This is a genomic window from Advenella sp. RU8 (assembly GCF_048381675.1).
Classification (GTDB): domain Bacteria; phylum Pseudomonadota; class Gammaproteobacteria; order Burkholderiales; family Burkholderiaceae_B; genus Advenella.
Window position 1 is genome coordinate 315,635 of record NZ_JBLWIS010000001.1, and the last position, 26,690, is coordinate 342,324.

24 protein-coding genes, 1 tRNA gene, 1 other RNA gene and 1 pseudogene are annotated in these 26,690 nt (G+C 46.8%); 21 read left to right on the forward strand and 6 right to left on the reverse strand.

Going from position 1 to position 26,690, the window contains the following annotated elements:
- Positions 1 to 20 precede the first annotated feature (20 nt).
- The 4 genes from ACM5Q9_RS01450 to ACM5Q9_RS01465 all read left to right on the forward strand — a co-directional run bounded on the left by ACM5Q9_RS01450 (position 21) and on the right by ACM5Q9_RS01465 (position 3,675).
- Positions 21 to 605, forward strand: a complete 585-nt coding sequence (locus ACM5Q9_RS01450) for a carboxypeptidase regulatory-like domain-containing protein (protein ID WP_418142956.1) — start codon at positions 21 to 23, stop codon at positions 603 to 605.
- A gap of 108 nt (positions 606 to 713) precedes the next feature.
- Complete coding sequence (locus ACM5Q9_RS01455) at positions 714 to 1,283, forward strand: hypothetical protein (RefSeq protein WP_418142957.1); 570 nt, start codon at positions 714 to 716, stop codon at positions 1,281 to 1,283.
- Positions 1,284 to 1,410: 127 nt separating this feature from the next.
- Entirely contained in the window at positions 1,411 to 1,887 is a 477-nt protein-coding gene (locus ACM5Q9_RS01460) for a hypothetical protein (RefSeq protein ID WP_418142958.1), read from the forward strand.
- A gap of 144 nt (positions 1,888 to 2,031) precedes the next feature.
- Positions 2,032 to 3,675: an FMN-binding glutamate synthase family protein gene (locus ACM5Q9_RS01465; RefSeq protein ID WP_418143146.1), complete on the forward strand. Its 1,644-nt coding sequence runs from the start codon at positions 2,032 to 2,034 to the stop codon at positions 3,673 to 3,675.
- Positions 3,676 to 3,825: 150 nt separating this feature from the next.
- Here ACM5Q9_RS01465 and ACM5Q9_RS01470 read toward each other — a convergent pair whose 3' ends face one another.
- Positions 3,826 to 4,311 (reverse strand): hypothetical protein, encoded by a 486-nt coding sequence (locus tag ACM5Q9_RS01470; protein WP_418142959.1) that lies wholly within the window; start codon positions 4,309 to 4,311, stop codon positions 3,826 to 3,828.
- A 147-nt stretch (positions 4,312 to 4,458) separates the two neighbouring features.
- The gene (locus tag ACM5Q9_RS01475) at positions 4,459 to 5,760 is read right to left on the reverse strand and encodes an MFS transporter (protein WP_418142960.1); all 1,302 of its coding nucleotides are present in this window, start codon (positions 5,758 to 5,760) and stop codon (positions 4,459 to 4,461) included.
- A 159-nt stretch (positions 5,761 to 5,919) separates the two neighbouring features.
- On the opposite strand from ACM5Q9_RS01475, the gene ACM5Q9_RS01480 reads away from it, so the two are divergent.
- Positions 5,920 to 6,414 carry a ribonuclease domain-containing protein gene (locus tag ACM5Q9_RS01480; RefSeq protein ID WP_418142961.1) on the forward strand — a complete coding sequence of 165 codons (495 nt, stop codon included), beginning with the start codon at positions 5,920 to 5,922 and terminating at the stop codon, positions 6,412 to 6,414.
- Entirely contained in the window at positions 6,405 to 6,731 is a 327-nt protein-coding gene (locus ACM5Q9_RS01485) for a barstar family protein (protein ID WP_418142962.1), read from the forward strand. The genes ACM5Q9_RS01480 and ACM5Q9_RS01485 overlap by 10 nt, the downstream gene beginning before the upstream one ends.
- Before the next feature lie 25 nt (positions 6,732 to 6,756).
- Here ACM5Q9_RS01485 and ACM5Q9_RS01490 read toward each other — a convergent pair whose 3' ends face one another.
- Positions 6,757 to 8,157: an exonuclease domain-containing protein gene (locus ACM5Q9_RS01490; RefSeq protein ID WP_418142963.1), complete on the reverse strand. Its 1,401-nt coding sequence runs from the start codon at positions 8,155 to 8,157 to the stop codon at positions 6,757 to 6,759.
- Positions 8,158 to 8,626: 469 nt separating this feature from the next.
- Here ACM5Q9_RS01490 and ACM5Q9_RS01495 point away from each other — a divergent pair, with 469 nt between their 5' ends.
- The 8 genes and pseudogenes from ACM5Q9_RS01495 to ACM5Q9_RS01530 all read left to right on the forward strand — a co-directional run.
- The gene (locus ACM5Q9_RS01495; RefSeq protein ID WP_418142964.1) at positions 8,627 to 9,580 is read left to right on the forward strand and encodes an ABC transporter substrate-binding protein; all 954 of its coding nucleotides are present in this window, start codon (positions 8,627 to 8,629) and stop codon (positions 9,578 to 9,580) included.
- 13 nt (positions 9,581 to 9,593) lie between these two features.
- Entirely contained in the window at positions 9,594 to 10,484 is an 891-nt protein-coding gene (locus tag ACM5Q9_RS01500) for an ABC transporter permease (protein ID WP_418142965.1), read from the forward strand.
- Positions 10,481 to 11,269 carry an ABC transporter ATP-binding protein gene (locus ACM5Q9_RS01505; protein ID WP_418142966.1) on the forward strand — a complete coding sequence of 263 codons (789 nt, stop codon included), beginning with the start codon at positions 10,481 to 10,483 and terminating at the stop codon, positions 11,267 to 11,269. Before ACM5Q9_RS01500 ends, ACM5Q9_RS01505 begins: the two co-directional genes overlap by 4 nt.
- Positions 11,270 to 11,325: 56 nt before the next feature.
- The gene (locus tag ACM5Q9_RS01510) at positions 11,326 to 11,901 is read left to right on the forward strand and encodes an OsmC family protein (protein ID WP_418142967.1); all 576 of its coding nucleotides are present in this window, start codon (positions 11,326 to 11,328) and stop codon (positions 11,899 to 11,901) included.
- Positions 11,898 to 13,118, forward strand: coding sequence for a flavin-containing monooxygenase (locus tag ACM5Q9_RS01515; protein ID WP_418142968.1), 1,221 nt, complete (start codon positions 11,898 to 11,900; stop codon positions 13,116 to 13,118). Before ACM5Q9_RS01510 ends, ACM5Q9_RS01515 begins: the two co-directional genes overlap by 4 nt.
- 443 nt (positions 13,119 to 13,561) lie before the next feature.
- Complete coding sequence (locus tag ACM5Q9_RS01520) at positions 13,562 to 13,714, forward strand: transposase (protein ID WP_418142969.1); 153 nt, start codon at positions 13,562 to 13,564, stop codon at positions 13,712 to 13,714.
- Positions 13,715 to 13,903: 189 nt separating this feature from the next.
- A complete protein-coding gene (locus ACM5Q9_RS01525) occupies positions 13,904 to 14,074 on the forward strand; it encodes an integrase core domain-containing protein (RefSeq protein ID WP_418142970.1) in 171 nt (56 codons plus the stop codon).
- Positions 14,038 to 14,280 (forward strand): annotated as a pseudogene (locus tag ACM5Q9_RS01530) (tyrosine-type recombinase/integrase); the annotation flags it as partial. The gene ACM5Q9_RS01525 and the pseudogene ACM5Q9_RS01530, both read left to right, overlap by 37 nt.
- Positions 14,281 to 14,335: 55 nt before the next feature.
- Here ACM5Q9_RS01530 and ACM5Q9_RS01535 read toward each other — a convergent pair.
- Positions 14,336 to 14,412 (reverse strand) — tRNA-Met (locus tag ACM5Q9_RS01535).
- A gap of 170 nt (positions 14,413 to 14,582) precedes the next feature.
- Between ACM5Q9_RS01535 and argE the strand changes: the two genes are divergently transcribed.
- Positions 14,583 to 15,761 (forward strand): acetylornithine deacetylase, encoded by a 1,179-nt coding sequence (argE, locus tag ACM5Q9_RS01540; RefSeq protein ID WP_418142971.1) that lies wholly within the window; start codon positions 14,583 to 14,585, stop codon positions 15,759 to 15,761.
- Positions 15,762 to 15,867: 106 nt separating this feature from the next.
- On the opposite strand, the gene ACM5Q9_RS01545 is transcribed toward argE, so the two are convergent.
- Positions 15,868 to 17,106 carry a lytic murein transglycosylase gene (locus ACM5Q9_RS01545; RefSeq protein WP_418142972.1) on the reverse strand — a complete coding sequence of 413 codons (1,239 nt, stop codon included), beginning with the start codon at positions 17,104 to 17,106 and terminating at the stop codon, positions 15,868 to 15,870.
- A gap of 390 nt (positions 17,107 to 17,496) precedes the next feature.
- On the opposite strand from ACM5Q9_RS01545, the gene ACM5Q9_RS01550 reads away from it, so the two are divergent.
- The 4 genes from ACM5Q9_RS01550 to rfbD are packed head-to-tail and all read left to right on the forward strand — an operon-like array spanning position 17,497 to position 24,836.
- Positions 17,497 to 19,713 (forward strand): carboxy terminal-processing peptidase, encoded by a 2,217-nt coding sequence (locus ACM5Q9_RS01550; RefSeq protein ID WP_418142973.1) that lies wholly within the window; start codon positions 17,497 to 17,499, stop codon positions 19,711 to 19,713.
- A 41-nt stretch (positions 19,714 to 19,754) separates the two neighbouring features.
- Complete coding sequence (locus ACM5Q9_RS01555; RefSeq protein ID WP_418142974.1) at positions 19,755 to 20,843, forward strand: efflux RND transporter periplasmic adaptor subunit; 1,089 nt, start codon at positions 19,755 to 19,757, stop codon at positions 20,841 to 20,843.
- Between the two features lie 5 nt (positions 20,844 to 20,848).
- Positions 20,849 to 23,917, forward strand: coding sequence for an efflux RND transporter permease subunit (locus ACM5Q9_RS01560; RefSeq protein WP_418142975.1), 3,069 nt, complete (start codon positions 20,849 to 20,851; stop codon positions 23,915 to 23,917).
- Between the two features lie 10 nt (positions 23,918 to 23,927).
- Positions 23,928 to 24,836, forward strand: a complete 909-nt coding sequence (rfbD, locus tag ACM5Q9_RS01565) for a dTDP-4-dehydrorhamnose reductase (protein WP_418142976.1) — start codon at positions 23,928 to 23,930, stop codon at positions 24,834 to 24,836.
- Here the strand turns inward: rfbD and ACM5Q9_RS01570 are convergent.
- Positions 24,833 to 25,558 carry a hypothetical protein gene (locus tag ACM5Q9_RS01570; RefSeq protein WP_418142977.1) on the reverse strand — a complete coding sequence of 242 codons (726 nt, stop codon included), beginning with the start codon at positions 25,556 to 25,558 and terminating at the stop codon, positions 24,833 to 24,835. The two genes, rfbD and ACM5Q9_RS01570, sit on opposite strands and share 4 nt — an antisense overlap.
- Before the next feature lie 155 nt (positions 25,559 to 25,713).
- Here ACM5Q9_RS01570 and ACM5Q9_RS01575 point away from each other — a divergent pair, with 155 nt between their 5' ends.
- Both ACM5Q9_RS01575 and ssrA read left to right on the forward strand, forming a co-directional pair.
- Positions 25,714 to 26,283 carry a DUF1415 domain-containing protein gene (locus tag ACM5Q9_RS01575; protein WP_418142978.1) on the forward strand — a complete coding sequence of 190 codons (570 nt, stop codon included), beginning with the start codon at positions 25,714 to 25,716 and terminating at the stop codon, positions 26,281 to 26,283.
- A 31-nt stretch (positions 26,284 to 26,314) separates the two neighbouring features.
- Positions 26,315 to 26,635: a transfer-messenger RNA gene (gene ssrA, locus ACM5Q9_RS01580) on the forward strand.
- The last annotated feature ends 55 nt before the right edge of the window (positions 26,636 to 26,690 follow it).

Sequence of the window (26,690 nt, forward strand, 5' to 3'; positions counted from 1 at the left end):
CGATGGTAACAGTATAACCCATGAATTTTTCCTTACATTTGACTGGCAAGCATATCATTCGATTCATCGTGCCTATCATGGCACTTGTTTTGGCAGGTTGTTCATCAACACCTTCAAAAAAAGACCGTTCACTGCAGCATGCCCCCAGAAAACAGGTTGAGCGTGTGGCTTATGCCGGCAGTCCGGCAACGGCGGCCACTCAGCCCAAAACCATGCTGGTGGGGCAAGTTTACATACAGGACAGGGTAAATGGCGGGCACCGAACAGGTGCTTATATTGATGTTGTCCTTAATCCCGTGTCATCGGTTAGTAACCAGTGGTATCAGGAAGTGTGTCGTGCGGGCAAGGTATTAAACGGCAAGGCGGACCAACGTTATGTCAGGGATGCTTTTTATGCCAAAACTAATAATTTTGGGCAGTTTGCTTTTCCTAATGTGCCAGTTGGTGATTATTACCTGACGTCCCGCCTGTATTGGCTTGATACCAAACCAATGAGTGGCCCGGTAGAATATGGGGGCTTGTTATCTAAAAAAGTCCGGCTGGTAGCAGGTACCAATGCATTCGACCTGAATGATTCAGACAGGTGCAAAGGGTATTTTCATTAATACAAGATTTACGTTAAATTAATGTTTTTTAACAAAAAATTTTGATTGAAAGGAATTATAATTAAGAGATAATTCTTTTTTCTGAATATTGTTCTTGAAGGGTCTGTTATGAAATTAGTTAAAGTTTTAGGATTGTCTGTCCTGACCGTTGCGTTGACCGGTTGCAGTGTGTTTGGTTCAAATGAGACGTCCAGTGCCAATAATGCCCAGGCAGCCACCACTAAACCGGTTGCGGCCAGCAGTGCCCAAATGGTTAAGAAAAACGGTAAGGGCGAGATTGAAATTTATGTGGGTTCAATTACCAAGACAGCGGCAAAAAAAGGTAAAAACAGCAAGGCCATTGCCCTGGAAGATGTGGTTGTCAAGGCAGGCGACCAAACCTACTATACATCCGGTGTCCTGTTGAATCGTGAAGATGTGAAAGCGGCTTTTGTAGCAAAAGCCAAAGACAAGCCAGCCCTGGGCCTGCGGCTTACGCCCAAAGGTGCAACCAAGCTGAAAACCGCCATTAACGATAAATCCAATTTACATAAAACGGTTCTGGCCAGCATGGATCAATCCGTGTTTTCAACTATGACAACATCTGAAGCGCAACTTGAAGACGGTGTATTGCTGGTTCCAATGCTGACATTGCTTAATGCAAGGGATACCGCAGACATGATCCGTGGAAAAAGATAATCGCCAGGCATCAAATTTTAGGGTTGTTGACATTTCAAAGCGATAATCTGTCTTGTTTTTTTAGAGTGCCTATGTTGTAATTTGCGTATGGCAGATGAATAATTGCTTTAACAAATAAGGAATTTACATGAAAATCTCACGCAAACTTGGTTTGGTTATTTTGCCTTTGGCAGTGGCGCTGGCCGGATGTAACACAGTGAAAAAAACCGAATCTACGCAAGCTGCAGCACCCGCCCAGGCTGCCAGTGTAGATGTTTATACGGCTTCAGATAAAGTGATTAAAGGTTTCCGTCCTTTCCAGCTTAGCGAAAAGCAAACCATTTATGTTAGCCCAACACCGGTAATTACCCGTGCAAACCTGACAACCATCAACCATGTTCGTGATAACCAAGGCCGTACTTTCATCAAATTGGGCCTGAACCCAGCGGGTGTTGAGGCACTGTCTAAAGTTAATAAACAATACGGATATGCAACTACTATTGGCGGTCAACTGGCTTCCATTACTGGTGTAAAGCAAGGTTCAGATTTCCTTTTCATGGTTCGTGATGATGCAACAGCAGATTCAATCATGAAAGCGGTTGTTCCTCAGCAGGCTGCAAAATAATTGCTTAGTCAATATAACCAATAGTCTTTCGGCCTATCGTTAAAAAAACCTTGTGTATTTATACGCAAGGTTTTTTTGTATGGGGCGGATTTGAATCAGGCTGCTCGTAAGCCTGGGTTTAATCATGTGGGTAAGTGTTCAATGATCAATTTGTTTTTGTCCCGGTATTCGGTGTTTCTTCTTGTTGCCTTGGCCGCCTTGTTGGGCCTGTATATGGTTGTCATTGATGGTGCAAGCTGGCTGTTTTTACTGGTTCCCGCTTTGTTGCTGAGTCTTTTGGGGATTTATGATTTACTTCAGACCCGTCACTCCATCAGGCGCAATTACCCGATTATCGGTAACCTGCGTTTTTTGCTGGAATCTATCCGGCCCGAAATCAGGCAGTATTTTCTTGAAAATGACAATGACAATTTGCCATTTTCCCGTGCCCAACGTTCTATCGTTTATCAGCGGGCCAAGCAGCAAATAGATAAAAGGCCCTTCGGAACGATTGAAAACGTGTATGCCGATGGTTATGAGTGGGTCAATCACTCTCTGCAGCCTTCGAAAATTGATGACGCCAATTTCCGGGTCAGGGTGGGTGGTCCGCAATGCACCCAGCCTTATGAAATGTCGGTATTCAATATTTCAGCCATGAGTTTTGGCGCGTTGTCCGCCAATGCTATCCGCTCTCTTAACAGTGGCGCTGCAAAGGGTGGTTTTGCCCATGATACGGGTGAGGGCGGGATCAGTAGCTATCACCTGGAGCACGGTGGAGACCTGGTATGGAATATCGGCTCGGGATATTTTGGCTGTCGAGATGCCAAGGGCAATTTTTCCGAGGCAGAGTTTGAGAAACGGGCGAATCTTCCCAATGTCAAAATGATAGAGCTTAAATTGTCCCAGGGAGCCAAGCCCGGGCAGGGCGGTATATTGCCAGGACCCAAAGTTACCCAGGAAATTGCAGATGCTCGTGGAGTGCCTGTAGGGGTAGATTGTAATTCTCCGGCAGCCCATAGCGCGTTCAGCACGCCGGTTGAATTGATGCATTTTATCCAGCGCTTGCGAAACCTGGCCAATGGCAAACCGGTTGGGTTCAAACTATGCATTGGTCATCCTTGGGAGTGGTTTGCGATTGCCAAAGCCATGCAGCAAACAGGCATTACACCCGATTTTATTGTGGTTGATGGGGCGGAAGGTGGCACCGGTGCGGCACCGGTTGAGTTTGCCGATCATATGGGCGTGCCCATGAAAGAAGGTTTGCGTTTGGTGCACAATACTTTGGTGGGTATTGGGTTACGCAACCAGATCCGGATTGGTGCGGCGGGTAAAATTATTTCTGGGTTTGACGTGTTGCGAACACTGTCTCTTGGGGCCGATTGGTGCAATAGCGCAAGGGGGTTCATGTTTGCCATCGGCTGTATCCAGGCCCAGGCCTGTCATACGGGGCGTTGTCCTACGGGCGTTGCTACCCAGGATCCCATCAGGCAAAAAGCACTGGTGGTGGAAGATAAATCAGACCGGGTCAAGAATTTTCATCATAATACGTTGCTGGCCTTGGCCGAGTTGCTGGAAGCGGCAGGCCTGGTGCATCCACAACAGTTAAGGGCCCATCATGTGGTAAGGCGAATTTCCAGTAGTGAAGTTAAATTGTTATCGGCCATTTACCCCGAACTTGAGGAGGGGGATTTGCTGAAAGAGCAGTATAGCCAGAAAATTTTCGAATTGGCATGGCCACTGGCGCAGGCCGATTCATTTGCCCCTCGCTATTCGGTGGCTGCAATGGTAGGGCAGGCTTATCGCGACTGAAACAGGTTTGGATAAACGAAAAAATACCCGGAGAGTGGGGAACTGATTAAACGGCTTTCACGGATTGGTGAAGGTTCGTTTTTTTAAGGGCAGTTCTTTATCCGGGTATTTGATTGCATTACATTACGGTATTTCTGTACCGAATTGTTTTTACTGTCCTTTTTCCAGGCTTTTGCATTGTTGCAGGAAATTGTCCAAAAATTGCGCTTTTGGCACAATTTTGTTAGCAGGTGAGTTCCACAAGGTATTGGCAAACTCGATAAATGAGCCTACCTGATCATCAGGTACGCTATTGTCGTTACTGATGAATTCGTTGGCTTCGTCTTGTGTTTTTCCTGCGTTTTTCATGTCATATAGTTTGCCAATGATTTTAACGCTGGCCTGGCAGGTAAAGTTACTTGACGCAACCAGTGGTTGGGCTGGTTCATCGGAAGATGTGCTTTGGTAAAGATCTTCCTGTTTTTGTATGGGGGGCGGTTCGTGCTGTGTGATTTTTGAGGGGATGATGACCCCTGAAACCGGTGGAGTCGGTTCGTCTTCGTCGTTAAACAAAGAGGTTTCCAGCAATTTCCAGGCAAAAAACGTAATGCCTAGAACCAGAGCCAGTAGTATTAAAAATTTACCAAATGCTTTCATGAGCATCCTTTATTAGCTAAAATTATATGCGTGCATCGCTGTAAGACAATTATCCTCAAGCGCAATGAGGATAAACGACTATAACTCAAATTATAATTAGAATTCTCTCATTTCAATTAAAAAATTGACGAAAAATTTCGTTAGGTTTCAAGCATTTTTCTTAAAGCCTGGTTCTGTTAAAAAGATGGCATAAGAAAATAGAATATTTACAATTCCCGCCAAAAGAAAAATAAGCGGTACAGAAAGATTCAGGCTTAGCAGGAAACCGGTTGCCAGTGCGCTGGCAATCAGGAAAATGGCATTGAGAATATTGTTGGCGGCAATAATACGGGCGGTATGTGTTTTTAAGGTGGTTTTCTGAATAAATGTATACAGGGGCACGCTATATAATCCTGCGCAGGCACTTAGCATGAACAGATCAAACATGGTGCGCCAGTTGGCCGGTTGGGCAATGAATTGACTGAAAGTGCGCAGCTCTGGTGAATCGGGCGTGGTAATTGAAAAATACAGGTCGATTGTAAACAGGCTCATTCCTGCAGCCCCCAAGGGCACCAGTGACAAGCCAGGGCGGTGTAAACCCAGTTTCTCGCACGACAATGAGCCTGTGGCCACGCCAATTGAAAACAGTACCAGTAGCAATGCGGCCACGTGTTCGTTGCCTTTTAGAATGTCTTTGGCAAAAATGGGAAATAGGGCAATAAAAACCGCGCCGAAAAACCACATCCAGCTGATCAGCAGCATGCTCTTGAAGATCAGGCGGTTCTCGCGGGCGATCGCCAGGTTTTTAATGGTTTCAGTAAACGGGTTCCAGTTTATGCCGGTATTTACGGGTTTTGTTGCTAGCGGTGGAATGAATTGGGCACTGATTCTGCCGCCCACGGCGAGCAGCAGGCAAGCAAGCGCAGCCCATAGATGCCCGTTACCGGGAATGGCTACCAGGACTCCCCCGGCAATATTGCCTAATAAAATTGATACAAAAGTGCCCATGCTGACCAGGGCATTGCCGCCCATTAGGGATTTATTCTCAAGGACTTGAGGCAGATAGGCGTATTTGGCGGGCCCAAAGAGCGCGGAGTGTAGGCCCATGAGGAAAATGCAGGCCAGCAGTATGAGGACGGATTGCAGGTAAATGCCGTAAGTGGCTATTAGCATGATGCCAATTTCGGCGTTTTTGACATTGCGCATGATGCGGATTTTGTCATACTGGTCTGAGAGTTGTCCGCTGGTTGCTGAAAATAGCAGGAATGGCAAAATGAACAGGCCGCCAATAATCACACCAGCCATGTTCGACGGAAACCATTGGCTTTGCCATTGATAAGTCAGTAAAATTGTTACGGCAAATTTGTAAAGGTTGTCGTTGGCGGCACCGCAGAATTGTGTCCAGAAAAAAGGTGCGAAACAGCGTTTTTGTAGTAAGGAAAATTGGTGGGAGGCAGCTTGCTGTTTCATTGATCTCTCTTTAAATATGCCTGATCTTCTGGTTAAGTATTTGAAAAAATTAAACTATCTTTTTTAACATGGGTGTTTAATCGTTTAAATTGTAAAATATTATTGGTTCGGTGTGTTACTTGCATGCAGGGTATTAGACTGCAAATACAGGATGGGGTCATGAAACGTTTGTTCTTGGTGTTATTGTTGTCAATTTCAATGCCAGTGATGGCAATGGGTAAGGCGCCAACAGAAGTTGAAAAGTCAGCATTTAGGTCTTCGGTTGCTGCTTGTGAAATTGTGGTCCAGGAACTGAACCGGAAGGAACTGTCTGGCCAAATCAATGAGCCCCAATTGGTTGAGATATTGCAAAATTTGAACACCCGTCAAAGATTGCCTGCTTATTTTGTCATGAAGCAGCAGGCACGTGAGCAGGGATGGCGCCCGGGGATATATTTCCAGGACATACCTTCATTAACGGGCAAGTCCATGGGGGGTGACCGTTTTGGCAATTATGAACGCAGATTGCCCAAAGGCAGTTGGAAAGAGGCCGATCTGGATTACCTGGGTAAAAAACGTAATGCCAAACGTCTGGTATATAGCCCAGACGGGCAGCAGCGCTACGTTACGGTTGATCATTACGAGACATTTCACAAGGTGCCATCATGCCAGTAAAAACTGCTTCCATATCGGCTCGCCGCCTGAAAAAAGCCGCACGTTGCGTTAGGGTTTGTGAGTTAAATCGGATTAGTAATATCGATGAGGTTTATGACTTGTTGCAGCTGCATTTAAAGTTGCCCCCGTATTTTGGCCGTAACCTGGATGCCCTGTATGACAGCCTTAGTGCTGATGTCAAAGGTCCTTTTAAAATTGTCTGGCTTGACCATGCAAACAGTGCTGACGCCCTGGGTGAAATTTACTATGAAGGACTGATTGATATTTTCAGGGCGGTGGCTGATGAGCGGGATGATGTTGAGCTGGTCCTGGACTGAATTTTCCTTTGCTTCAGGGTGGTCATCAATCAAGACATAATTCATGGTTATCAAGCGGTATTAATTTATGGCGGTGTTTTAGCAAAATCCGGTAAGTATCCCGGGAGAAATCTCCTGTGCCGCTTTGAAGTATGGTGTGTAGTTCATCCTGATTATGGGCAGTTCCCAAGTAGCACCATTGATGAATAACATGCGTGACCGTACCTTCGCGTAGCAAGGAAATGCCTTTATAGGGCCATGGCTTGATGTGTTGTTTTGCCATGGCAGTTATCAGTCGCTTCGAGTGTTCGCTATGGGTTTCCAGGCCAACGCAGGCCCCATTACATTTTTTCAGTTGTCTTGCAAAACAAGGTGTACCCGGTTTGCCTTTTTCAAGTCCCAGGGTTTGAGCGCATAGTTTTTCTTCTTTGATTATTTGTCGCAAAGCAATGCACGCATCGTTGGCGGTGTCGTAAAGGCCATACAAGTGTGGGTTTACACCCAGTTCAACATCCTGTCCGCTGACCAGGGAAGGTATCCATAATCCAGGTTGCGATTCATTTAATAGCCATGAAAAAACAGACTTGTTACGTCGTAACTGTCGGTTCATGGTTGGCATGCGTTCTTTGATTAAGCGGGACTCTGTTAATAGTGCATCCACTTCCCCTGCGCAGACAATATGCTCGATGCGTTTTATTTGCATGGAAATCGACATTTCTTTGGGCAAGGCGTAATCACTTGAAAAATGGGAAAGAATACGCTGACGCAGACGATTACTTTTACCAATATAAATCGGTAAGTTGTTGTCTCCATAAAAAAGATAGACACCGAATGTATTGGGAATGGATTCAATGATCTCGGCATCAATATGTGCAGGTAACGAAGGACTGAGCATTATGCTTTTAACGGCTTTTGCAAGGTGTTCGGGGGTAAAGGTCCGTTCAATGATTTGCCAGAATTGCATGATTGCATGGGCATCGTCATAGGCCCTGTGCCTGGCACTCGTTTGCAGCTGATGTCGCTGAATCAGCTGGTCCAGACCATGGCGTTGATACTGAGGGTAGAGTTTACGGGAGAGTTTGACGGTACAAAGCAAAGGGGCCTTGAAGGCAATATCCAAGCGCTTGAAAGCGTTTTTAATAAAACCGTAATCAAATCGCACATTGTGAGCAACAAAAATATGGCCATCCAGTTTTTGCCTGATCGTCTCTGCCACTTCAGCAAAGACCGGTGCATCACTGAGCATGTCATTGCTAATGCCTGTTAATTGCTGGATATAGGCAGGGACAGGGGATTCTGGATTGATTAAGCTGGTGTAAGTGCTCACGGTGATCCCGTCGTAACAGATAATGGCTATTTCAGTTATTTTACCGTTACTGACACTTCCTCCATTGGTTTCAATGTCAACAAAGGCCAAAGGTTTATCGGTAATAAGGGGTGTTGGCATAGGCGTTACGAGAGGTTTTTTTGATGCGACCATCACGATACTCAGTTTTTTCTAAAAGCTGTATTTTTGTACAGTTAGTTTTTAGCATATTTAGATTTTGTAAGCAGTAACAAGATTTTATTTTGGTGTTGGCTGGTCTGGTAGGTATGGAGGAAGCTGATTGACAATGGCCGCAGTGATGCGTTTGGAGGGTATTAATGCATGGTGTATGTACATGGATAAAGCGCTATATCCAATCTTTTAGGTTTTATTGGTAATAAGTTAATAATTATTAAATAGTAGTACAAATTGAGAAAATGCTTAGAATTCGTTTCCTGAACTTTAAACTAATCAATAACAAGTGAACTGTATGTCTCAATTTTCTTCCCGCCTTCGTAAATCGGTTTTGGCCAATTCGTTTGCCTCAAAGCGCAATAGTTCTACGCTTTCCTTATCTCGTCGACAATTTCTATGCGGGTGCGGATGCGGAGTGCTTTCTGTGGGCGTCTTGGGTTCTGCGCTGTTGACGGCAGCAACGCGTGCCGAAGCCGCTGCTGGCGGGGAAAAAATTCGAGTTGGACATATGCCAGCAGGGTGTGTCTCTCATCTTTTTTTTGCTAAATCACGTGGTCTTTTTGAAAAAGCAGGTCTTAATGTCGAGTTATCCCAATTTAACGGGCCCAGCGAAGCTCTGCAGGCTTTGGAGGCCGACAACCTTGAATTGATACATAGCCCCTGGACAATGAGTGTGGCTGCTCATGCTGATGGTGCTGAGCATTTGCGGGTTATTGGCGGGTCTGGTCAGGCCGGCATTGAATTGGTAGCCAGAAAAGGATCGGTTGCCAACGTGGATGAGCTGATTGCGCAGGCAGGCAAACAATTGCGTATCGGTACTTTGCGTTTGGATACGCTGGAACTGGTCGGTTATGGAACGCTTTCAAAAAATGGAAAGTCATATGATGACTACAACATGACTTTTTTCAATAGCATGGTGGGGATGGGGGAGGCCCTTGCCAACGGTCGCATCGATGTATGTACGTTGGCCCAGCCTTATGCGGAAAGTGTGGTGAAAGAGGCCGGCGGTGTGTATCTGACAGATTCCAATTCGGTATGGGGCCCCGAGGCGGCGGATTGCGTGATTACGACCAAAGCTGGGACGGTTGATAGCCGGGACAAGGCCTTGTCGGCTTATCTGCAGGTCTTGAAACAGGCGGCCGATATTTTCAACAATGATTTTGAAACAGCATTGGATGATTTGCAGCCTATTTACGGTACGTCACGTGATGTATTGCGGGTGGCGTTAAAGCGCCAGTTCCCTAATCCTGTGATTAGTCCTGCTGGCGTAACGGGCCTACATCAAGGTGTTAAATATTTGATCGAGCTGGGTTATCTGCAAAAAGATAACGTTGATGCTCTGTTGGATTTGCGTTATCAACCTGTTTAACACGTAAATAGTAATGGCCTCAAATCAAAGTGTTGGCTTGCCTGTGATGGATGAGGGCAAGAAAATTAATGCAACAGCAATCATACGGCTTCCTTTCTTACGCGATGCTGGCGGATCTTATGCACGGTTTGCCAAAGTTGGCCGTGATTTTTTATGGTTTTGTTTGGCATGGATGCTCATCGTGGCAGTGTGGGAGGTGGGGGCCTGGCAAGGTTGGTTGAATCCTCGTATTTTGCCACCACCCAGTGAAACGATTCCTTATCTGTTTTCAGGTGAGGCATCGATTGGATTTGGCGTACACCGTATTGGTCTGGGCCAGTCTATTCTTGCGACCCTGTTAAGAGTCGCGGTAGGGATGTTGGCCGGCATCGTGACTTCATTTTTGTTAGCGATTCTTGTGCTCGAAACACGCTTTTTATCCTGTTTGATTATGCCACTGGTGCAATCATTGGCACCGATAGCACCAGTGGCGTGGATACCGTTTACCATCGCGGTAATTGGTATTGGTGGGCAAGCAGCGATGTTTATTGTGTTTATCACTGTCGTTGGCTCAATGACATTGTCCTTAATTGCCGCCTTGCGTAATGTTCCGGTTGAATATATCCGTATTGCCAAAAATCTTGGTGCCTCAAGGGTTCGCTTGTGGCGCAAGGTGTTTTTGCCTGCCATTGCAGGCAATGTCGTCACCACGATCAGAATGAGTTTCTTTGGTGCCTGGATGGCTGTGTTGGCAGGAGAAATGGCGGGTATTAATTCAGGCTTGGGTTATGTGATTATCGTTTCGCAGCAGATGTTCAATATGAAAATGGTGATGGTGGGTATTGTTACCATTGGCATTATTGGTTTTGTTGTTGATCGACTGTTATTGGCATGTGGCCGTTGGATAGTTTGGTGGGAACGATGAGTGTGAACACAACCTCACGCCAGCAGGGTATTCAGCTGGCATTTCAGAATATATATCGAAGGTTTGGATCTGCAGTCACGATTCATGTGGACCAATTAACGATTGAACCGGGGAGTTTGACGGTTTTGCTGGGACGCAGTGGTTGTGGCAAGACTACCTTGTTAAATTTGGCGGCAGGCCTTGATCATGCGGACAGCGGGCAAGTGCTTCACGATGGTTTAGGGTTATCCGGTCCGGCAGCGCAAAGTGCTTTTATTTTTCAACATAACAATCTCTTTCCATGGATGACGGCAGCGGAAAATATCAGCTTTGCACTTGAAAATCATGGGGTTGCGGCAAGTGAGGCAAGACAGATTGCCGGTGAGTTATTAAGTCAGGTGGGATTGGGAGATTTGCATGACCGTTTGCCTGGTCAATTGTCGGGGGGGATGCGACAGCGTGTGGTCTTGGCTCGTAGCATGGCGCTGAAGCCCAGATTAATGTTGCTGGATGAACCATTTTCAGCCCTGGACAACCAAACCCGGCGCCTGATGCAGCAATACCTTCTTCAAGCTTGGCATTTGACGAATGCAACAGTTCTTATGGTTACGCATGATTTGTCAGAAGCCTTGATGTTGGCAAATCGTATTGTGTTGATGGCAAGTCAACCGCAGGGACATATTGCCGAAATTATTGATATTGATATGCCACACCCGCGTGATCCGGATGCTCCGGCCTTTCGAATATTGCAAAAACGGCTGGATAGTTTCCTTGAGCATGAAATGCGGATTGTGGAACGAACTTAAGCGATTACAAAAACCTGGATGTATTTCAGGGACTATTATTAAATTGGAATTTAAAAATGACAAATACGACTCATACTACTGATACTGCAGCTACTTTTTTGAATGGCATTAACTCGGAGCAAGTCAGAAAAGCCCAAGAACAAATGAGAGTTCATCCCGACGGTGAGGTGTCTCGTCCAACCTATGCAGCCAAAGTGCTTTGGAAATCAGGATATCGTACAGAGGCACAGCTTTCTGGTGGTCTGGCATTGCAGGGTGATGAGCCCGTTATGTATGGCGGTCAAGGCTCTGGGGCAACACCGCAAGACTTGTTGTTAGCGGCAGTAGGGCATTGCCTTACCGCCACCTATGTTGGGGGTTTATCCGCTGCCGGTATTCGCGTTGATCATCTGGAAGTGCTGGTGAGTGGCCGGGTGAATTTTCGGGCGGCTTATGGTGTTGAGCGTGGTCAACCCGGATTTGAAAAAATTGAGGTGAAAGTGAATATTCAAACTGATGCCCCCCAAGAGCGGGTAGATGGAATTCTGAAAAAACTTTTACCCACAGCGCCAATTCCAGATACCATTTTGCGTCCGGTTCCTTTGACCGTAGATGTTGTTTATCAGTCTGATTTAGCGGTGACTGCAGTATGACGGAACTGATTCATGATGTGGTTGTCGTAGGTGGTGGTCCTGCCGGCCTGAGTGCCGCGTATGCCTTAAAACAGCAAAAGCTGAATCCTTTTGTGATTGAGCAAACTCAAGCGGTGGGTGATGTGTGGCGGAATCATTATGAAGGGTTGCGCTTAAATACGAAGCGGTATTTTTCGCGCTTGGCCGGAGGGGTTATTCCGCGCTCGGCAGGCGCTTGGCCAGGCAAGGACGATGTGGTCCGGATGCTGGAAAGTATTCCTCGCAATGGTGGGTTTCAGGTTGAAACCGGGGTTTGTGTTACTGCTGTTGTATATGAGCCGGATACATCGCTTTGGCGGATACAGTCCGATTCACTCGCGGATATTTTTGCGCGTGTTGTTGTGCTTGCAGTAGGTGCTTCACGTTTACCAGTGATTCCTGAGTGGCCTGGGCTGGATTCATTTACGGGTGAAGTTCTTCATTCATCCAAATTTAAAAATGCCTTGGACCACAAGGGAAAGCGGGTTTTGGTGGTTGGAAGTGGTAACTCTGGTGCTGAAATCGCTACCCGTCTTTCCGAGCATGCGGATGTGACTTTATCGATCCGGACACCTCCTTATATTTTGCCTAAAAGTGTTTGTGGGGTGCCTTTGGCGTCTCTTGGTGTGGTGTTGCGTAAACTGCCGCGTGCGGTGGGTGACTGTGTTCTGGCTTTTTTACAGCGACAGTTTGTGGGCGATTTGACTAAATATGGTCTTCCTTTGCCTAAGGGCTCGCTGTCAGAAAAATTTTCACGTACTCATGTTACGCCAACGTTATATGCTCCTTTCGCAACGGCTTTGCGTTCAGGTCGCCTGAAAATCGTTGGTCCCATACAAAAGATTAATCATGAAAATGTATATGTGCAGGACCGTATTTTTGGTGAAAGCGATGAACTGATGGACCTGAAGCCGGATTTGATTGTGGCGGCCACTGGCTTCAGGCCAGGTTTAGCTGATTTGGTTAGTGCGCCCAATGTGAAGCTGCCAGAGGATTGGCCCAGAAGTCATATTGTAGAAGGTCCTGCCGTTTTGCCGAATCTTCATGTTATTGGTCAAGTTAATCCGCTTAGTGGCCAGTTACGGGAGATTCGCTTGGAGTCTTATCGCATAGCTAAACTCGTGCAACGCGAATTAAAAATGCGTCATCAGACAGATACAAAGGCTGTGCGCCCGTCGTATGTAGAGCGCTCTGTTTAATCTGAAGGTTAAAGCAGTTGCCTAGTAACTTATCGGATGATGGCTTTTGGCAAGTTATTATCCGATAAAAGTGAATGCTTAGGTCAAGGCTTTATTGATAGCTTAATAGGTTGTTTTTAGAGCCACGCTTGCCATACCTGGATGTTGTTTTTATGAGTGCAACACCAAGCATGATGCTGTAGTTCATGCTTGGTGATTATTAACAATAATTGTGTATAACTTTGCGGAAAAGAGTGGGGTAAGTTTGCTAACTCTTTGATGTTTATAGATAAACCTTTTCTTTGCTTACCTTTTGATCTTTGTTTAGTGGTGTTGGTTTCGCCAACTGTAAATTTTTCCCAGAGTTTGCGTTAATTTTCTGTATTCAGTACGTAAACTTACCCTAAAAAAGCATAAGCCAAAACCAGAGATTTCTACCATTATCATCTTTGATGGAGGAAATCATGAAAGGATCCAAATTTACAGAAGCCCAGATTGTGACTATTTTGAAGTTGGCTGAGCAAGGCATGAAAGTGACGGATATTTGTCGCGAGCATGGCATCAGCAACGCGACTTATTACCAGTGGGAAAGCTCTGACGCCGGAGCGACGACGTGAAGCGGCCTTGCACTTGGTTCAGCAGGGTTCGTTGTCCATTGCCAAGGCGTATCATTTGACGCGTCTGTCTCGTCGCAGTTGGTACCGGCCTGACCCCAATCAGCATCGCCTTGAACGTGATCAACCCGTCATTGATGCGCTTAACGCAATTGTGCAAGATCCAACGCGATCCCGTTGGGGCTTCTGGACATGTTTTTATCGGTTGAGACTGGATGGAAAACCTTGGAATTTCAAGCGATCAAGATTTGTTATATTGAACCATGCAAGCCGAACCAAAATGCGTATATTGAGCGATTTAATCGCACCCTAAGGAAATTAACAGGAAATCATTTAACTCAGCAGTTAAAAAATTGCGCTTAGGCGATTTCCATTTTCATGACTTACGTCACACATGGGCAAGCTGGCATGTCCAGTCTGGCACAGCATTAATGGTACTAAAAGAACTTGGGGGATGGGAAACCTTAGAAATGGTAAAAAAGTATGCTCATTTAGATGCGAGTCATCTAGAGATGCACGCAAATTCGGTCACCTTTTGTTCACCCATAGGTAAAATAGAAGCCGGATGAAACAAAAAAACCGCTTAGCATATTGCGTAAGCGGTTGATTTGACTACGAATTCTTTGGTGGCTCTTCCCCGATTCGAACGGGGGACCTGCGGATTATGATTCCGTCGCTCTAACCGACTGAGCTAAAGAGCCAATTACTTAAATCACATCAAGTAAGAACGTAATTATGCATGTTCTGTTTTGAAAAAGCAATGCTTTTTTCTTGTTGAATCAAAAAACCAACATTTATCTGTTTTTGATATCATTTTTACAACAGTGTAACTGATACACTTCCATATCGTTTTCCATTTTTCTAAACAAGCATGTCACCATTTCCGCAAACCAGTATTGACTGGACTAAAAAACTCATTGGATTCAATACCACCAGTCGTTATTCAAACCTTGAATTGATTGAATACATCAAGGCCTATCTTCCCCACTGCGGGGTAGATAGCTTCTTGGTTTTTAATGAAGATGAAAAAAAGGCTAACCTGTTTGCCACCATTCCTTCTGTAAGCGGGGAATGCCTTGAGGGCGGACTGGTATTGTCTGGCCACACCGATGTGGTGCCGGTAGACGGGCAGGACTGGGATAGCGAGCCTTTCGTGGCCCAGGAGCGAGAGGGAAGGTTGTACGGGCGTGGTGCCTGCGACATGAAAGGTTTTATTGGCACAGTCCTGGCCTTGGTGCCTGAATTTACGCGTGCCCGCCTTAAAGCGCCGCTGCATTTGGCCTTTTCCTTTGATGAGGAAATTGGTTGTCTGGGGGCGCCTCTTATGCTGAAAGAGTTGGCGCAAAGAGGGGTCAAACCGGCAGGTTGTATTGTTGGAGAGCCTACCAGTATGCGGCCGGTGGTGGCGCATAAAGGCATTAGTGCCTATAAGTGTGTGGTGCATGGTTGTGCCGCGCACTCTTCGTTAACACCGCTGGGTACGAATGCGATTGAATATGCCGCACGCATTATTTGCATGTTTCGAGACCTGACCGATGAAATAAAGAAAAAAGGCCCGTTTGATACGTATTTTGATGTGCCTTTCACAACCGGGCAAACCAGTACCATCCAGGGGGGGAATGCTATCAATACCGTTCCGGCTCATTGTGAGTTCCTTTTTGAGTATCGCACTTTGCCTGCCCAGTCACCCACTGAAATCCTGTCCCGAATTGAGGCCTATATCAATGAAGTGCTGGTTCCCCAAATGAAAAAGGAAAATCCAGATGCTGGTATCGAGCTGATCAAGCTGGCCAGTGCGCCTGGAATGGAAACGGTTGAAAAAGAAGCGATTATGCAATTGGTGCGTGGCCTGACGAAAGAAACGGAAATAGCCAAAGTGGCTTATGCCACGGAAGGTGGTTTATTCCAGCAAGCCGGTATTCCTGCGGTTATTTGCGGGCCGGGTAGTATAGAGCAGGCGCATAAGGCTAATGAATACATAGATTTGGAACAACTGGCCCAGTGCGAGAATTTTTTAAGAAGTGTTTGTGCCAGCCAGCAAATTGAATGAGCTTGTCGGCCCCCTAGTTGGGTACCGGTTTTGAATGGGTAATAAATAATAGCCAATTAAAACGCAGCCATATCCTGGCTGCGTTTTAATTAACAGGTCGTATCGATCAATTTGAAGATTGTAGCGCCCGAAGGATTTTTTGTCCGGCCCGGCCATCGGCTGTCAGGCCCAGTCTGGTTTGTTCGGTTTTGATTGCCTCGCGGGTCTTGCTGCCAATCAAACCATCCGCCTCACCAATGTCATAGCCTTTTTGAAGCAATATTTTTTGCAAGGTAATTCGTTGGGCGCGTGAAAGTCCCAGGTCGTCGGTAGGCCAGGCGTTTTTGAAGGGGCCTTTACCTTTCAGGCGGTCGGACAGGTGGGCAATCGCAAGCGCATAGCTTTCAGCGGCGTTATAGCTGTATATCACGTCAAAATTCTTGAAAACCAGGAAAGCGGGGCCTTTGGCGCCTGCGGGCGTAAGCAGGCCGGCTTGCATGGAAGTGGGAACCCGTGTGTCCAGGGCTTTGCCATTAATGTCGGTAAGGCCTTTGCTGATCCAGGTTTGTATGCTCCGTTTCTTTTTGCGGCCCTCGCCGGCAATGGAAAGATTATCGGGCAGCTTTACCTCAAAACCCCAGGGCTGGCCACTGCGCCAGCCATTTTTAGACAGGTAATTGGCGGTAGATGCCAGTGCATCCTCGGTATTGTCCATCAGGTCACGCTGTCCGTCACCATCAAAATCAACAGCAAGCCGTTCGAAAGTGGTGGGCATGAATTGGGTATGGCCAAAAGCACCTGCCCAAGAGCCAACCAGGCGTTCTGGCGCAATGTCGCCAGATTGCAGGATCCTGAGCGTGGCAAAAAATTCTTTCTGGAAAAATGCCTGACGGCGGCCATAGCAGCTTAACGTTCCCAAGGCCTGCGTAAGCGGGTATTTGCCAAAAGTTTGGCCAAAATTGCTTTCAACCCCCCACACGGCAACGACGGTTGCAGGATCAACCCCGTATTTTTCCTGGATACGAGACAGGGTGTGCTTGTGAAGGCTAAGGTTTTGCTTGCCTTCCTGAATGCGTTGCTCATCAACAAGCGCTGCCATGTAATCCCATATAGGCTGCTTGAATTCAGGTTGATAGTCCAGTTTTTCAAGAATACTCATGTCTGGCACGATGTCGCTGGTAAACTGCCTGAAGGCTTGTCCGGAAATGCCCGCTTTTTGTGCTTCAGGTTGTAGTCTGTCGAGGCAGGCAGCAAAGTCGGCCTGTTGTGCCTGAACAGGTAGATTGGCGCAAAAAAATAAGGAAATGAAGGAAAATAAACTGCCAAAGCGTGCAATTGCCGATTTTCTTTGAGAATAGCCGTTCATGAGTTTCTCTCTTGTTGATCCTGTGTTTTGGAGATTGTAGCAGGATGAAGCATTTGCATTTCATCCATATATTTTTTCCTGTAACTTTTGATGAATATCCTGCTAATATCGGTCTTGTGCTTTTCTCTTTAATTATTGGGCGGACTGCGGTAAAACGCAGGTAAAATTACATTTTGGAAAAAATAGAAAACAAGACAAATAAAATAAACTTTTTTCAAAATCCAGTGTCTTTATTTTGTGAATAAGCACGAAGAGCAAATATACAAGGTTGTATGAAAGGTAGGTGTTTTTGATGTTCCGGCATGAATCCGCTTATCAAACCGACTGTTAATAATACATAAATCAAGCAGCAAGGGTTTGCTTGGTTTTACTGAAAAGAGATTGTGTCGCATGAAGTTTAAAGTATTAGTAGCTGCATTGGCATTTATTGCCACCTCTGGGTGTGTATATGCCGACTCCGAAACTGTCAGCAAGGTTGATCAACTTGGTCAGTCCCGGGTTACCCAGCCGGTGTTGGCCCGCCAGTCTGCAGATACGGCCACCGGCAAAACCGAATTGGTAACTTCAGGCAACCTGAAAAAGCCCCAGAAGCAAGAAATCTCCCCAGATATCGAGCATGCCAAGGCGGCCATTATTGTTTCAAATATCCTGACCCGTTTTGAGTACGATAAAAAACCGCTGGACATCAAAATGTCTCACGCGGTTTTTGATGAATACCTAAAAATGCTCGATCCGTCAAAAATGTTTTTCCTGCAATCGGATATCGAGAAATTCTCTACCGTGAAAGATCAAATGAATGACATGCTGCTGAGTGGCCGCTTGGAAATTCCGTTTGATATTTTTGAAATTTACCGTGACCGGGTAGAGCAGCGTTTTGATCATGCCCTGTCCACCTTGAAAGAGGATTTCGATTTTTCAGTTGATGAGTCTTTTGAGCTTGATCGCAAGAAAAGCAAATGGGTTGAAACTAATGAGGAAATTAATGATTTGTGGCACAAGCGTGTCAAAAATGATTATTTAAGATTGAAACTGGCAGGCAGTACTGATGAACATATCAAGAAAACCCTAAGAAAGCGTTATATTAATAACCGCAACCAGATTTTGCGTATGAGCAGTGAGGATGTCAGTGAAATGTTCATCAATGCCTATGCCAGCAGCACAGACCCTCATACCAATTATTACAGTCCGACGTCGGCCAAGAACTTTGATGTGCAAATCAGCCTGTCTGTAGAGGGAATTGGTGCTGTTTTGCAAAAACGTGATGAATATGGGCAAATCCGCGAAGTGGTGCCGGGTGGGCCTGCCGCAAAGTCAGGGCTGATTCAGCCGGGTGATCGCATTGTGGCAGTAGGTCAGGGTGCGAAAGGTCCTATGGAAGATGTGGTGGACTGGCGCCTTGATGATATCGTGAATAAAATCCGTGGCAAGCGTGGCAGTACGGTCAGGATTGAAATCATCCCTTCTGAGGGCGGCATTGATGGTAAGCAGAAAGTGGTTACTTTGGTGCGTCAAAAGGTAACCCTTGAAGACCAGGCAGCCAAATATAAAGTACTGGAAGTGGAAAATAACGGGCAAGCCAAAAAAGTGGCGGTTATTACCATCCCCAGCTTTTATGAAGATTTTGACGCCCGTGCACGCGGTGAGGAAAACTACAAAAGCGTAACCCGTGATGTCCGTGCCATTCTTGAAGAACTGAAGAAGGCCAATGTTGATGGCATTGTGCTTGATATGCGTAACAATGGTGGGGGTTCCCTGACGGAAGCGGCTAACCTGAGTGGCCTGTTTATTGGTGGCCCCAGTCCGATTGTGCAGGTTCGTACGGCAGAGGGTTCCGTTTCCAATGTTCGCAGCATGAAAACAGAGATGGTGTGGGACAAGCCTTTGGCAGTTCTGGTTAATCGCATTTCAGCCTCGGCCTCCGAGATTTTTGCGGGTGCCATGCAGGATTACGGACGTGGTGTAGTGCTGGGTGATCCAACCTGGGGTAAAGGATCTGTTCAAACCATTCGCGGCCTGAATGAATTTTTGCGTCGTCCGCAGGATGAAGAACTGGGCTCCCTGAAGTGGACCATCCAGAAGTTTTTCCGTGTCAATGGCAGCTCAACGCAGGTTAAGGGTGTGGTGCCAGATATTATTTTCCCAACCGTGTTTGATGCTAAGGAAATGGGTGAGTCAAGTTATGAAAACGCGATGCCTTGGACAGCGATTGATCCGGCTTCGTACACGCCGGTTGGTGACCTGAAACCGACTATAGCGAATCTGGCCCGTTTACATAAAGATCGCGTAAGTGAATCAGGTAGCTGGAAATTAATGCAGGATGAACTGGATTACGCCCGTAAACTGTCAGATCAGAAAGTTATTTCCCTGAATTATCAAACCCGTCTTGAAGAGCGTGAAAATATGGAAGCCCAGCGCAGGGACTTTGAAGCAAGGCGTAAGGAACTGGGCGAGTCTGATGTAGGTGGTTTCCGTCTTGACGATGGCTTGCAGGCCGGAGAGGGTAACCTGAAAGAAGAATTGGCCAATGAGAAAAAGCGCAAGGATAATATTGATATCGCAGCAAAAGAGGCGGCCAATATTGTGGCGGATATGGTTAACCTGATGTAAGCCACAAGTGTTGCGGCTCATTTTTTGCAGGATGATAACAATTGACGCTACGATCTCTACTATTGTTTTTAGCCCTGTTGGTAGGAGTATCCAAGGTATGGGCCGAAGATATTCCCGCTGGGCAGCAACGTCCTGCATTAACGGTTTCTGTTCAACCGCTTACGGTTAGTGAAGTCGCCAGAACTTTGTCTGCCACCGGTAATATTCGGCCATGGCAGGATGCCAGTGTAAGTGTTCAAACTACAGGCCTGCGCCTGAAGCAAGTCTTTGCCGATGTCGGTGATATTGTTCAGGCGGGGCAGCTTCTGGCAGAGTTTGATGACACCATCATCAGAGCAGAAATAGACCAGACAAAGGCTGCCATCACCCGGGCGCAGGCCAGCCTTGATCAAGCCACAAAAAATGCCAATCGCATCCGCCGTATCATGGGTAGTGGTGCAGTCAGTCAACAAGAGGTCGAGCAGGTCCTGGCGACCGAAGCAATCAATCAGGCCGAACTGGCATCCGCCCAGGCTGCACTGGTTGGGCAAGAGCAGCGTTTAGCTTATACCCGTTTACTGGCGCCTTATGACGGGGTGGTTTCGGCAAAAGCGGCGGTATTGGGTGCTGTTTATAATCCCGGACAGGAACTTTTTCATCTTATCGTGCAGAATAAATTGCAATGGGAGGCCTCGGTGTCTGGCCGCCATTTGGGTGCACTTGAACCGGGGAAGAAAGTTCTGTTGCATATTAATGATGAAACTTCCGTGGAGGGGGCTGTCCGGCAACTGGCTCCTGCCCTGAATGAACAAACCCGGCAGGCCATCGTGTATGTGGATATTTTTCCCAACGATCAGGTTAAGGCGGGCATGTTTGTTAAGGGCGATTTTCAGTTGGGTATCAATAAAGTCATCATTTTGCCGCGTCAGGCACTGGTGTTGCGAGATGGCTTTTACTATGTATTTGTACTGGAAGATCAAAACCGGGTGGCATTGCGCAAAATAGAGATCGGGCAGTCTTTGCCGGATGGTGTCGAGGTTGTGTCTGGTTTGGGGGCAGGAGAAAACATTGTGGTCAAAGGTGCCCGCTTCCTTGAGGACGGCGATACGGTCCGTGTGGCTGAAACATCTTATGAAACGGCCGGGCGGTAAGTGCCATGAATGTGTCAGCCTGGTCAATCCGGAACCCTTTGCCGGCGTGCATGATTTTTGTGTTGTTGACACTGATGGGATTGTTTTCATTCCATCAAATGAAAATCCAGAACTTTCCCGATATTGATTTGCCCACCGTGGTGGTGACTACCGTGCTCGAAGGTGCCACCCCCGCACAGCTGGAAAATGATGTTGCCCGCAAGATGGAAGACAAACTGGCTACGGTGCAGGGTATCAAGCATATATTCAGTACATTGCAAGATGGGGTGGCTACCATTACGGCACAATTCAATCTTGAAAAGCCTACCCAGGAAGCAGTTGATGATGTGCGCAGCGCCATTTCAAGCATCAGGAATGATTTGCCGGCTGATATCCGCGAGCCAGTGGTTACCAAACTGGAGATGGCTGCCCAACCCATCCTTGCCTTTACCGTTTTCTCAAGCCGGATGGATCAGATTGATCTTTCCTGGTTTGTTGATAATGAGGTCTCCAAGGCCTTATTGGCCGTGCCAGGGGTAGGAGAGGTCAAGCGCATTGGTGGGCTAGAGCGGCAGATCAAGATAGAACTTGATCCGGTTTTGATGCAAGGCCTGAATGCTTCGGCAGCGGAAGTATCCAGAAAGCTCAGGGATATCCAAAAGGAATTGTCGGGTGGGAAAACTGAACTGGGCCAGCAGAACCAGCCTATTCGAACCCTGGGAGCGGTTAAAACTGCTGCTGAACTGGCCAATATACAAATTCCCCTTAATAACGGGCAGGTGATTACCCTGTCCGATGTGGCGACTATTTCCGATGCTTATGCCGATCCGGAAACGGCTGCCTTTATGAATGGCAAGCCGGTTATTGCCTTTGAGGTGTCCCGCAGCCGGGGGGGCGGAGAAATAGAAGTTGGCAAGGGTGTGCTTGAAGCCCTGGCGGCACTTGAAAGCAGGCATGCGGATATTGAATTTGCCAAGGCGTTTGATCTGGTTTCTCCCGTACAGGGGGAGTATAACGGCTCCATGCAGATGTTGTACGAGGGGGCTTTGCTGGCCGTAGTGGCGGTTTGGATTTTCCTCCGGAATGTCCGGGCTACCTTGATATCGGCAGTTGCCTTGCCGATGTCAATCATTCCTGCTTTTATCGGTATGTATTTTCTGGGATTTACGGTCAATGTGGTTACGCTGCTGGCCTTGTCTCTGGTAGTTGGTATTTTGGTGGATGATGCGATTGTAGAAGTGGAAAATATCGTGCGCCACCTGAGAATGGGTAAATCACCGTATCAGGCAGCCATGGAGGCAGCTGATGAAATCGGTCTGGCAGTGGTCGCTACTACGTTTTCATTGATTGCCGTGTTTTTACCAACGGCTTTCATGAGTGGCATCGCTGGCAAGTTTTTCAAGCAATTTGGCTGGACGGCTTCTTTGGCTGTTTTTGCTTCCTTGGTGGTTGCTCGCATGCTAACCCCTATGATGTGTGCTTATATCCTGAAGCCGGCCACCCGGACGGAAAAAGAGGCGGGCTGGATGAAGTTATATCTGGCGCTGGTCAAAAAGTGCCTGCATCATCGTTGGATAACCGTGATGTTGTCGGGTCTGTTTTTTATTGGTTCAATCATGATTGTGCCTTTGTTGCCCACCGGGTTCATGCCACCCGATGATACTTCCCAAACCCAGGTTTATCTTGAGTTGCCACCTGGTTCCCAAATAGGGGAAACCATGGAAGCGGCCAATCATGCACTTTCACTTTTAACTGGTAATCCGTACATAGAGGGTATTTATACCAGCGTAGGTGGCGGGGCGGCAGGTGGTGATATGTTTGCCATTGGGACGACGCAGGATGTTCGCAAAGCGACATTAACCATCCTCCTGAAAGAGCGGGGGGAGCGGCCGGTAAAGCAGGTGCTGGAAAATGAATTCCGGGATTTGCTGCTGCAAATACCGGGTGTCAGGATAAAGGTCGGGCTGGGTGGTTCCGGAGAAAAATATGTCCTGGTCTTGTCGGGAGATAATGCCGATGCCTTGCAGGAAGCCGCCTTGAATGTTGGTCGTGATTTACGAACCATTGCCGGTTTGGGCAATATTTCATCATCTGCCAGCCTGGTGCGCCCTGAAATTGAAATTCATCCTAAGTATGAGTTGGCTGCAGAATATGGCGTGAGCACGGTTGCCATTGCCGATACCTTAAGAGTGGCGACCAGTGGGGATTATGACGTGGCCCTGTCCAAGCTGAATGTGGATCAGCGCCAGGTGCCGATTGTAGTGACGCTGAAAAAATGGGTGCTTGAGGATATTGATTTTCTGGGTGAATTGAAAGTGCCCGGCTCACAAGGTCCAGTACCCTTGAGTACTATCGCGGATATTCGTCTGGGAGCAGGACCGGTTGTGGTCAATCGTTATGATCGGGCCAGAAATATCAATTTTGAAATCGAACTGTCCGGCCAGGCATTGGGTGACGTGATCAAAAAAGTCATGCAGTTACCTTCAATCCAGCAATTGCCGGCGGGTATCTCGATTGTCAGTATTGGCGATGCTGAAGTCATGGAAGAGCTGTTCGCAAGTTTTTCACTGGCTATTGCGGTTGGTATTATTTGCATATATATCGTGCTGGTGCTTTTGTTCAAGCAGTTTTTGCATCCCTTTACTATTCTGACCGCCTTGCCATTATCGTTGGGGGGTGCTTTCATCGGGTTGTTGCTCGCGGACAAGAGTTTTTCCATGCCGTCCCTGATTGGATTGATCATGCTGATGGGCATAGCAACCAAAAATTCAATTTTACTGGTCGAATATGCCATTTTGGCTGAACGTGAAAAGCAGATCTCCCGTTATGAGGCCTTGCTGGATGCCTGTCATAAAAGGGCGCGCCCCATTTTAATGACTACTTTGGCTATGGGCGCAGGCATGATGCCATTGGCTTTGGGGCTTAGCGAAGCGGATCCCGGCTTTCGATCCCCCATGGCCATTGCCGTAATTGGCGGACTGATTACCTCAACATTTTTAAGTCTGCTGGTTATTCCGGTGGTGTTTACCATTGTCGATGATGTCAGTCTGTTCTTGCGTCGTCACTTTGGTGGCGTGTTCAACAAACAGGAGTAATTCACTTGCCATGAAAATTTTACTGTTAGGAAAAAATGGTCAGCTTGGCTGGGAATTGCAACGCGCATTGCAACCTTTGGGTGAGGTGTTTGCCTTGTCCCGTCATAATGAACATGGCTTGTGCGGTGATTTGTCAGATCTGCAGGGGCTGGCAAAAACCATCGAATATTTGAAACCCGAAGTAGTTGTTAATGCGGCAGCCTATACGGCAGTGGACAGGGCCGAGTCAGATCATGATCAGGCATTTTTGATCAATGCCAAGGCGCCTGCAGCCATCGCCCAGGCCCTGAAGGCACATCATGGATTGCTGGTGCATTATTCCAGTGATTATGTGTTTGATGGCTCCGGAGAACAGACCCGGATAGAATCGGCCTTGGAAAATCCGGTTAATTTTTACGGTCATAGCAAACTGGAGGGTGAGCGGGAAATCGCCCGTACAGGCTGCGGGCATCTGATTTTCCGTACCAGTTGGGTTTATGGTGCACATGGCGGCAATTTTGCAAAAACCATGATTAAACTGGCGCAGGAAAAAGAAAAGCTGGCAATTGTGGAGGACCAGATTGGTGTGCCTACCGGCGCCGATTTAATTGCTGATATTACGGCGCATGCCATCAGGCACTATCTGAGCGAAGTTTCGGGGCCTGCCCGCAACACCCTGGATGGTATTTATCATTTGGTACCTGATGGAGAAACCTCATGGCTTGCATATGCCAACTTGATTTTTGGCCAATTGCGCGCAAGGGGAGTTCCATTGGCGCTTAAAGAGGTTGTGCCGGTTACTACTGCCCAATATCCCATGTCAGCCAGGCGTCCGCTGAACTCAAGGTTGAACAATGACAAAATAAAAGCAGTGTTCAACCTGCATATGCCCGGCTGGGAGTCGGGAGTCATACGATTGGTCGAAGAGTTGTTGGCTTAATTGGGGTTGCTTTCAAGGCCTAGGTCATAAAAAATATGGCTGGCATCAATGAATTTATACAGGCAATGCCCAAGGTCTACATAGCCTTTTTCCTGAAAGCGTTGTTCCATGAATGCCAGCATATTTTTTAAGCTGTCCAGAAGCGATGTGATCTGGCTGGGTTCAAAGCTCCACAAACGGGTATTGAATTGCAGGAAGATATTGCCGGTTTGCTCTGATGAGTAGGATGACGGGTATGAGTTGGGCAGAATGAATTTGTTTTGGGTTTCAGGGTTGCTGGCGGTTATCGTATGAATAGCAGGATCAAACGTTTGGCCTGGCCTGATGAAAAACAAACGTTTTATTTTGTTGAAAATCTGATGCTGTTGGGCAACTTCCAGAAACCAGATCAGGCTTGTCAGTTCGGTAAGGTTGAACGAGTCTTTGCGCTCGGGATACTGGTTGATGGTTTTTTGGATAGTCTCGTTGGCGTTGTATTCCATCAGAAAGTCGATTTGCTTTAATAAGCCGGTCTTCTGGTCGTCATTCAGGGCGGTGGTGCCATGTTCAATAACCGTGATCAATGAGCCCTTGGCAGATTGATTTATGCTGCCAACAGTGGTCAGGAGCTGTTCGTAGGCACTTTGGGCGTGTTCATTGCCAAGGGCAGGAGATTCGGTGCTGTTGGCGATGGTATTTGCGCGGTCATTGACCGCACTGGGAATTATAAAAGCAAAGGTCATGATGTTGCTAACAAGCCATAAATTAGTGTAAAACGTTTCATTTTACACGCTTGTAAAGATTGATGAGCTGGTTTTATTGTTTCAGAACACGTAAGCAGTGTTCTAAGAGTAAGGATACAATATCGTTTTATCAATTCAAGCGGGTTAAACAAATTATGTTAACGATTCAGCCTTCAGAAGAAACGGCAATCCTGGAAAAAACAAAAAAATGGGTAGAGAACGCGGTAATCGGCCTGAACCTGTGTCCTTTTGCCAAAAGTGTGTATGTCAAGAATCAGGTACGTATGGTTGTAACCGGTGCCGAAACGGTAAAGGAACTTCATCAGGTATTGGCCAAAGAGTGTACAAACCTGATTGATACCGACCCTGAAGTGCTGGATACCTGTTTGCTGGTGGTACCGCACGTTTTTGAAGACTTTTATGATTTCAATGACTTTTTGGATATTGCCGAGCTGACCCTTGAAGAGCTTGAATTGGTGGGAGAGTTGCAGATTGCGAGTTTTCATCCCGATTACCAGTTTGCCGATACCGAGCCCGATGACATCAGCAACTATACCAACCGTTCACCTTATCCGGTTTTGCATTTGATCAGGGAGTCTAGCCTTGATAAGGCTACGCAGCAATATCCAGATGCAAGTGCCATTTTTGACAGCAATATAGAGAAAGTGACCCGCTTGGGCGTTGAGGGCTGGAAGAAATTGCTAGAGGATGATAAAAGTGTGTAATGCATTGAAATAAAAGTGCTTCTTGAGTAGTGGATTTATTTTTATTTTATGTTATTATGCTAATCAAGCTGTATATCTAGTTAACTGAAGGTTTTCTGGACGCGGGTTCGAGTCCCGCCGTCTCCACCAATAGGATATTTACAACATTATAGTATCTTATTGATGGGGACGCCAAGGTTTCGACAGGGAAAGATAGGAAGACTGGCAGCCGGTAGGCGATGACCGTAAATCAAGCAAAACTCTTAAATGCAAATGACGAAAGTTACGCATTAGCCGCCTAATTTAGGCCGCTAGGAGCCTGATCCACTTGGCAACAGAACGGATTAAAAGGGAGCTTCGGCTCCCTTTTTTATTTTTTGGTTTTGTTTTTTGATCAAAAAGTCCGGGGAATTCCCCTGTCTCTTCGC

Bases quoted from the DNA above. Each gene is read 5' to 3' on its own strand.
- ACM5Q9_RS01450 (WP_418142956.1), top strand. From the start codon at position 21: ATGAATTTTTCCTTACATTTGACTGGCAAGCATATCATTCGATTCATC.
- ACM5Q9_RS01455 (WP_418142957.1), top strand. From the start codon at position 714: ATGAAATTAGTTAAAGTTTTAGGATTGTCTGTCCTGACCGTTGCGTTG.
- ACM5Q9_RS01460 (WP_418142958.1), top strand. From the start codon at position 1,411: ATGAAAATCTCACGCAAACTTGGTTTGGTTATTTTGCCTTTGGCAGTG.
- ACM5Q9_RS01470 (WP_418142959.1), bottom strand. From the start codon at position 4,311: ATGAAAGCATTTGGTAAATTTTTAATACTACTGGCTCTGGTTCTAGGC.
- ACM5Q9_RS01475 (WP_418142960.1), bottom strand. From the start codon at position 5,760: ATGAAACAGCAAGCTGCCTCCCACCAATTTTCCTTACTACAAAAACGC.
- ACM5Q9_RS01480 (WP_418142961.1), top strand. From the start codon at position 5,920: ATGAAACGTTTGTTCTTGGTGTTATTGTTGTCAATTTCAATGCCAGTG.
- ACM5Q9_RS01485 (WP_418142962.1), top strand. From the start codon at position 6,405: ATGCCAGTAAAAACTGCTTCCATATCGGCTCGCCGCCTGAAAAAAGCC.
- ACM5Q9_RS01490 (WP_418142963.1), bottom strand. From the start codon at position 8,157: ATGCCAACACCCCTTATTACCGATAAACCTTTGGCCTTTGTTGACATT.
- ACM5Q9_RS01500 (WP_418142965.1), top strand. From the start codon at position 9,594: ATGGCCTCAAATCAAAGTGTTGGCTTGCCTGTGATGGATGAGGGCAAG.
- ACM5Q9_RS01505 (WP_418142966.1), top strand. From the start codon at position 10,481: ATGAGTGTGAACACAACCTCACGCCAGCAGGGTATTCAGCTGGCATTT.
- ACM5Q9_RS01510 (WP_418142967.1), top strand. From the start codon at position 11,326: ATGACAAATACGACTCATACTACTGATACTGCAGCTACTTTTTTGAAT.
- ACM5Q9_RS01515 (WP_418142968.1), top strand. From the start codon at position 11,898: ATGACGGAACTGATTCATGATGTGGTTGTCGTAGGTGGTGGTCCTGCC.
- ACM5Q9_RS01520 (WP_418142969.1), top strand. From the start codon at position 13,562: ATGAAAGGATCCAAATTTACAGAAGCCCAGATTGTGACTATTTTGAAG.
- ACM5Q9_RS01525 (WP_418142970.1), top strand. From the start codon at position 13,904: ATGTTTTTATCGGTTGAGACTGGATGGAAAACCTTGGAATTTCAAGCG.
- argE (WP_418142971.1), top strand. From the start codon at position 14,583: ATGTCACCATTTCCGCAAACCAGTATTGACTGGACTAAAAAACTCATT.
- ACM5Q9_RS01545 (WP_418142972.1), bottom strand. From the start codon at position 17,106: ATGAACGGCTATTCTCAAAGAAAATCGGCAATTGCACGCTTTGGCAGT.
- ACM5Q9_RS01550 (WP_418142973.1), top strand. From the start codon at position 17,497: ATGAAGTTTAAAGTATTAGTAGCTGCATTGGCATTTATTGCCACCTCT.
- ACM5Q9_RS01560 (WP_418142975.1), top strand. From the start codon at position 20,849: ATGAATGTGTCAGCCTGGTCAATCCGGAACCCTTTGCCGGCGTGCATG.
- rfbD (WP_418142976.1), top strand. From the start codon at position 23,928: ATGAAAATTTTACTGTTAGGAAAAAATGGTCAGCTTGGCTGGGAATTG.
- ACM5Q9_RS01570 (WP_418142977.1), bottom strand. From the start codon at position 25,558: ATGACCTTTGCTTTTATAATTCCCAGTGCGGTCAATGACCGCGCAAAT.
- ACM5Q9_RS01575 (WP_418142978.1), top strand. From the start codon at position 25,714: ATGTTAACGATTCAGCCTTCAGAAGAAACGGCAATCCTGGAAAAAACA.